Source organism: Rathayibacter tanaceti (assembly GCF_001634385.1).
In the GTDB taxonomy this organism is placed as follows: domain Bacteria; phylum Actinomycetota; class Actinomycetes; order Actinomycetales; family Microbacteriaceae; genus Rathayibacter; species Rathayibacter tanaceti.
In genome coordinates, this window is sequence record NZ_LIIN01000144.1 from 1 (window position 1) to 6,371 (window position 6,371).

A 6,371-nucleotide genomic window follows, 5' to 3' on the forward strand; every position below is an offset into this window, starting at 1 on the left:
CCCAGACCGACCACGAGCCGCGCGCCGTCCGGGACCGCCGCGGCCACCGCCTCCTGGATCGCACGGTAGTGGCCGGAGCCGAGCAGCTCCTCCCGCGCCTGGACCATCGCCGGGGTGTCGCCCGACGTGGCGTGCCGGCCGCGCAGCAGGGACGCGTAGCCTGGCGGGCCACATCGGCGCTGTGCCCGACCGGGCAGCGGAGCGACCCGGGTCGCGGCAGAGCGTCGGGCGCGAGGGAGCCGCCGCAGACCGGGCACGCGAGAGCCGGGAGCACCGTCGACCCCGGCCGCGCGCCAGGATCGAACGCGCTCACCCCGTCCCCGCGGGGCGCGTGCGCAGAGCGGTGATCGCCGCGTTCAGCGTCGCGATCGTCGGCACCGCGAACAGTGCGCCCGCGAGCCCCGCGACCTCGAGCCCGGTCGCCACGCCGAGGACGACGGCGAGCGGATGCACCTTCACGGCGGTTCCGAGGATCAGCGGCTGCAGCACGTGCCCCTCGAGCAGGTGCACGACGATCACGACTCCGATCATGACCAGTGCGGCCACCGGCCCGCTGAACAGCAGCGCCACCACCGCGGCGAGCGCTCCCGTGGCGATCGCGCCGAGGATCGGCACGAACGAGCCGAGGAACACCACGATCGCGATCGGCACCACCAGCGGCAGCTGCAGGGCCAGCGCTCCGATCCCGATGCCGACGGCGTTGATCGCGGCGACACCCAGCTGCGCGAGAACGAACTGGCTCAGAGTGCGCCAGCCCGCCGCACCGGCATGCTCCATCGCCGGGCGAGCACGCTGCGGCAGCAGCCGGAGGATCCACCGCCAGATCCGGCGCCCGTCGAGCAGCAAAAAGATGAGCGAGAAGAGGGTGAGCAGCGTCCCCGCGAAGACCTCGGCGACCTGCGAGCCGACGGCGAGCGCTCCGGAGGCGATGGTCGCGGCCTGCGCGTCGGCCCAGGAGACCGCGCGCTGCGCCCAGTCGCCGAGCTGCACGTCCGAGAGCGAGAGGGGCGGGCTCCGCAGCCACGCCTCGACACCGTCCACCGCGTCGAGCGCGCGCGCGCGACTCCGTTGAAGCCGGTACGCGACTGCACGATCACGAGCCCGACGAGCCCGGTGAGCGCCATCAGCATCGCGAGGATCGAGACGAGCACGGCGAGCGGCCGGGGGAGGTGCAGCCGCTCGAGCCGGTCGCGGAGCGGGGTGAGCAGGGCGGTGAGCAGCAGGGCGATGAGCACCGGAACGACGATGACGGGCAGCATCGAGACGAGCCGCACGACGAGATAGAGAACTGCCGCGACCGCGAGGAAGCGCCACGACCAGGCGGCGGCGATGCGCATCCCCGGGGCGACATCGTCGGCCGAGTCGAGCACGGAGTCGGAGGACGGGGTCGTCGTGGTGCCGAGAGGGGTCGTGGTGCCGGCAGGGGTCACGTCGCCGGGGCTCCGCCCCGTCCGCCGTCCTCGCATGGCCCCTCCGATCCTCTCGCAGTGTACGGCGAGGCGAGCGCGCGCAGCCGGGAGGGTGCCGGGCGGGAGCGCTCGGGTTGCGCGATCGACGGATTCGGTTGTCTAAGCCGCCGTGAGTGGTCGTCATGGACGCGTCGCGCAGCGCTGGACCACCGGTTCCGCACGTTCTGCACTGCCCGCCTTCGCGGGCCCTGATCGCGCCGCCACCGCCCCGTTCCCTGCCCCGGACGCCGGCGACGCGCGAGCGCCGGTAGCGTCCTGTTCACAAGTGCCGAGGGGGAGGACGACGGATGCTGGATGCGCTTCTCGCGGTCGCCGCGTGGTGCGCGGGCACCGTACTCGTCGTCAGTGGCGCGTTGAAGCTCGGGCGCGTCGAGGCCTTCCGGGCGAGCCTCGCAGCGCTCGGGGTTCCGCGCATCCTCCGAGACCGACGGCGGTTCGCCGGCGCTTCCCCGTTGTCGAGATCGCCCTCGGAGCGGCGGTGGTGCTGGCGCCTGCCCCGCTGCATCGAGCGGCGCTCGTGCCGGTCGCTCTGCTTGACGTGGTCTTCCTGGTGGTGGCGATCCGTGCTGCCCGGGCTCCGGAGGAGGTCGACTGCGAGTGCTTCGGCGGGCTCGGCTCCGCGCGGATGACCGGCCGGACGGTCGCGCGCAACGGCGCCCTGCTCGCCCTCGCCCTGGCGGGGCTCGCGGGCGCCGTCGCTCCTGCCGCCCTGCTCGCCTCTGAAGAAGGCGGCTCGCCCGCTGCGACCGTCGCCTCCGGCCTGGCCGCCGCCCTCGCGGCGGTCACCCTCGTGCTCGTGCGCGATCGTCGGGCGGCGCGCGACTCGCCTCCCTCCGGCGCCGACCAGGAGGAGCTCGAGCTGGTCACGGCCGCCGGCGAGCGGCTGACCCTCACCGAGCTCTCGCGCCCCGCCACCCACCTCGTCTTCTTCTCGCCGTCGTGCTCGTCTTGTCACCAGCTGGTCGAGCGCTTCCGCTGGTGGCCCAACGGGCTGCGCGAGGGTGAGGAGCTGCTGCCCGTGCTCCTCGGCGAGCGCGAGCAGTTCGCGGAGTACGCCGTCTACGCTCCGCTGATCGACCACGCGCTCTACGATCCGAGCGGACGCGTCGCCGCGGCGCTCGGCCGCTCGGGAACGCCCGGCCACGTGCTGCTCGACCCCGAGCATCCGCGCGGTACCGGCTGGACCGCAGGCGCGGTCGGCATCGAGGACCGGGTTCTTCGGCCGGACTTCCTCGCCGACGTCGCTGCCGGAGTCGTCGGTCCGGATCCGACGGTCGCCCCGCAGTGACGACGGAGCGCCGGGCTGCCCGGCTGAGCGGGTGACCGCCCTTCTCGTCGCGATCGTGACCTCGCTGGTCGTGATCGCCGCCGCCACCGTCGTCGGCCCGCGCCTGGGCATCGCCTCCCCTCTCGTGCTCGTGGCGATCGGGGTGGGCGCGAGCCTGCTCCCGATGCTCGGCCCGGTGGCGATCGAGCCCGAGTGGGTGCTGCAGGGGATCCTGCCTCCGCTGCTGTACTCGAGCGCCGTCTCGATGCCGGCGATGAACTTCCGCCGCGAGTTCGGCGCGATCAGTGGGCTCTCGGTGCTCCTCGTGGTGGGGACGTCGCTCGTGCTCGGTCTCTTCTTCCTCCTGGCCATGCCCGATCTGGCTTCGCCTGGGGCGTCGCTCTGGGGGCCATCGTCAGCCCGACGGATGCAGTGGCCACCTCGATCCTCAAGGGAACCTCTGTCTCGCGGCGGGTCATCGCGATGCTCGACGGCGAGAGCCTGCTCAACGACGCGACCGCCCTCGTGCTGCTGCGCACAGCGATCGTCGCGGCGGCGGCGGGCTTCTCGTTCTGGGGCGCCGTCGGCTCGTTCGCCTACTCGGTGGCGGTCGCCGTCGCTCTCGGAGTCGCGGTCGGAGCGGCGAATCTCGCCGTGCGCCGGCGCGTCGGCGATCCGACGGTCAACACGATCCTGTCGTTCACGGTGCCCTTCCTCGCCTCCGTGCCCGCCGAGGCGCTCGGCGCCTCCGGCCTGGTGGCCGCCGTCGTCGCGGGCATCGTGACCGGCACCCGCGCTCCGCGCGAGCTCTCGCCGCAGAACCGGCTCTCCGACACGCAGAACTGGCGGACGGTCGAGCTGGTGCTGCAGGGCGCCGTGTTCCTGACGATGGGCCTCCAGATGCGCTCGATCGTCACCAGTGTCGAGGAGGATCACGCGGGAGTGTGGTCGGCGGTGCTCGTCGCCGCGGGGGCGCTGCTGATCACGGTGCTGGTGCGGGCGGCCTACGTGGCTCCGCTGCTCGCCGTGCTCGCCCGCCGTGGTCGCCGCCGCGAGCGGTTGCGGCCACGGGTCGAGGGTCTGCACGAGCGGATGGCGAGCCCTGAGGGGCGTCGAGAGAAGATCGAGTCGATGAGCGGGCGGCGTCGGCCGTCGCAGCGGGAGCTCGACCGCATCTCGGTGCGGCTGCGGCGCTGGCTCGCCGACATGGAGTACTTCGTCCGCGAGCCGCTGGGCTGGCGTGACGGCGCGGTCGTGGTGTGGGCGGGGATGCGCGGGGCCGTGACCGTCGCGGCCGCCCAGACGCTGCCGGAGGACACCCCGCAGCGCTCAGTGCTCGTGCTGATCGCGTTCGCGGTCGCCGGTCTCTCGCTCCTGCTTCAGGGCGGCACGATCGGGCCCCTGCTGTTGCGGATCTCGCCCGACATCGACGAGGAGGCCCGGGCCGCGGCGGCGGACGCGGAGCAGCTGCGGGTCTACGAGTTGCTGCGCACGAGCGCAGAGGCGGTGGCGGCTCCGGTCGAGGGTCCGGAGGCTCGGGGTCGGTCCGCCTTCGAGGCCGCCCGCCCGCGCCGGCTCGCCGTGATCGCGGCGCAGCGTTCAGCGCTGCTCGATGCACGGGACGACGGGACCTTCGACGCCGAGGTGCTGGCCTCGGTCCTGGCCGCCCTCGATGCGACCGAGATCGGCATCGAGCTGCGGGCCAGAGCCCAGGGGTGACTCCGCGGCGGCGTCCGCGGTCGGGTCCACGCGGGGCGGCGCTCAGCGGCGCTCGAACTCGCCGGACATCGAGCCGTGGATCGGATCGTCGGGGTCGTCGCCGACCGAGCGGGCGGGGTCGTCGACCTCGACGGGACGCGCGGGAGGAGGGTCGCCGGCGGAGTCGAGACCGAAGCCGTCCTCGAGCAGTTCCTGGGCGATGCGGCTCGACAGCCCGCTGCGCTCGCCCGGTCCGGGGTCGGTCTCCGGGTCGACGGGGGCGGCCAGCGCCTCCTCGAGCCCGGTTCTGGGCTGGGGTGCGGACTCGCGCTCGCGCCTCTCGGTCTCGTTCGGCATCGCCGCTCCTCGTCCGCCGCCGGATTCCCGCGGCGCTCTCAGCATGAGCCCGAGCGTAGAGGACCCCGGCTCCGACGGCCACGCCCCCGGCTCCGACCGCCACACCGGATCGTGCGCCGACGGCTCATTCGTGCAGCGACCACGAGTGCGGAGCGACCAGGACGCCGCCCACGGTCACCGACTCGTCGCCGAGGTTGAGGGCGAGCCGCGCAGTCCGGCCCTCGCTCCCCGCGGCGACCAGGAGCACCGCCGTGTTGCTGAGGTCGACGGTGCTGGTCGTCGCTCCGACCAGCCAGGGGTTCCGGCGACGGAACGCGATCACCTCCTGGTAGGCGCGGTACGCCTCGCCGCCCGGCCACTCGGCCGGATCGCGGGGGAACTCGGGGCGGATCGCGTCGTCCCCGCCGATCCGGTCCTCCTTCAGCCCGCGCAGGCCCCTCTCATCGCCCGCGTAGATGCTCGGGACGCCGGCCACGAAGCCGAGGACCGCGGTGGCGTGGCCGTGATGGCGCTCGTCGCGGATGGCGCTCGCGACGCGGGTCACATCGTGGTTGCCGACGAAGGTGAGCGGGAGGAATTCCTCGACGAAGCCGTCGTGGCGCTCCAGCGACCAGGCGAGCTCGAACAGGTTCGCCTCCTCGATGGAGTTGCGTACCGCCTTCCAGAGCTCGTACTGCGTGACGGAGTCCAAACCCGACTCGCGCACGTAGCCCGCGTAGTCGCCGTGGATGACCTCGCCGACGAACCACGCCTCGGGGAAGCGCTCGCGGACCGGCTCGATCGCGGCGCGCCAGGCAGCGGGTGGGACGGCGTACGCCGCGTCGAGGCGCCAGCCGTCGATCCCGCGTTCGAGCCAGTGCGCGAGTACGGACGAGATGTACCCCGCAACCTCGGGGTTGCCCGTATCGAGTTCGACGAGCGCGTCGTGGCCCTCGAAGACGTCGACGCGGAGGCCGTCGACCTCGTGCGAGCGGTCGCTGCGCGAGAAGCGCGCCGCCTCCACGGACCCCTCGCCCGCCGCGACGGCCGCCCGCCACCACGGGTGCTCGCGTCCGACATGGTTGAACACTCCGTCGAGGAGCACGCGGATCCCGCGTTCGCGGCAGGCGGTGATCAGCGCGTCGAGGTCGCCCTCGTCGCCGAGACGCGGGTCGACCGTCAGGTGGTCGACCGTGTCGTAGCCGTGCGTGCTCGAGGCGAAGACCGGGCCGAGCTGGAGCCCGTTGCAGCCCAGGGCGAGGAGGTCGTCGAGCCAGGGCAGCAGGGCACGGAGGCGGTGCCGCGGCTCGTCGCCCGGCCCCGGTCCCTCCGCCGCGGTGGGCTCGGCGCCCGTGAAGCCGAGCGGATACACGTGCCACCAGATCGCCGTCGAGATCCAGCCGTCCCTCTGCGTCATCGTCGTCGCCTCTCCGGTGCTCTCTGGCGCGTGCCGCCGCCACTGTAGCGAGCGCGGCTGGGCCGTCGCCGCTCCCGCTCACGGCCCGGGCCGCAGCGCCGCGAGCCAGACCAGGAGTGCCAGGGCCGCCCGCAGAGCAGCCGGCGCGGTCACCGAGCAGACCAGCAGGGCGAGCGCTGCGCAT

The 6,371-nt window shown here is 73.7% G+C and carries 5 protein-coding genes; 2 read left to right on the forward strand and 3 right to left on the reverse strand.

The genetic code is table 11. The features are described from left to right. Positions 1-309: 309 nt before the first annotated feature. Positions 310-1,041: an AI-2E family transporter gene (locus ACH61_RS17025; RefSeq protein ID WP_068212895.1), complete on the reverse strand. Its 732-nt coding sequence runs from the start codon at positions 1,039-1,041 to the stop codon at positions 310-312. A 747-nt stretch (positions 1,042-1,788) separates the two neighbouring features. Between ACH61_RS17025 and ACH61_RS13415 the strand changes: the two genes are divergently transcribed. Both ACH61_RS13415 and ACH61_RS13420 read left to right on the forward strand, forming a co-directional pair. After that, on the forward strand, positions 1,789-2,757 hold the full coding sequence (locus ACH61_RS13415) for a TlpA family protein disulfide reductase (RefSeq protein ID WP_269085084.1): 969 nt from the start codon (positions 1,789-1,791) through the stop codon (positions 2,755-2,757). Positions 2,758-3,168: 411 nt separating this feature from the next. After that, complete coding sequence (locus ACH61_RS13420; protein WP_330220176.1) at positions 3,169-4,455, forward strand: cation:proton antiporter domain-containing protein; 1,287 nt, start codon at positions 3,169-3,171, stop codon at positions 4,453-4,455. 42 nt (positions 4,456-4,497) lie between these two features. On the opposite strand, the gene ACH61_RS13425 is transcribed toward ACH61_RS13420, so the two are convergent. Both ACH61_RS13425 and ACH61_RS13430 read right to left on the reverse strand, forming a co-directional pair. Further along, a complete protein-coding gene (locus ACH61_RS13425; protein WP_068212901.1) occupies positions 4,498-4,791 on the reverse strand; it encodes a hypothetical protein in 294 nt (97 codons plus the stop codon). Positions 4,792-4,915: 124 nt separating this feature from the next. Continuing rightward, on the reverse strand, positions 4,916-6,187 hold the full coding sequence (locus ACH61_RS13430) for an alpha-amylase family glycosyl hydrolase (protein ID WP_068212904.1): 1,272 nt from the start codon (positions 6,185-6,187) through the stop codon (positions 4,916-4,918). Positions 6,188-6,371: the final 184 nt, after the last annotated feature.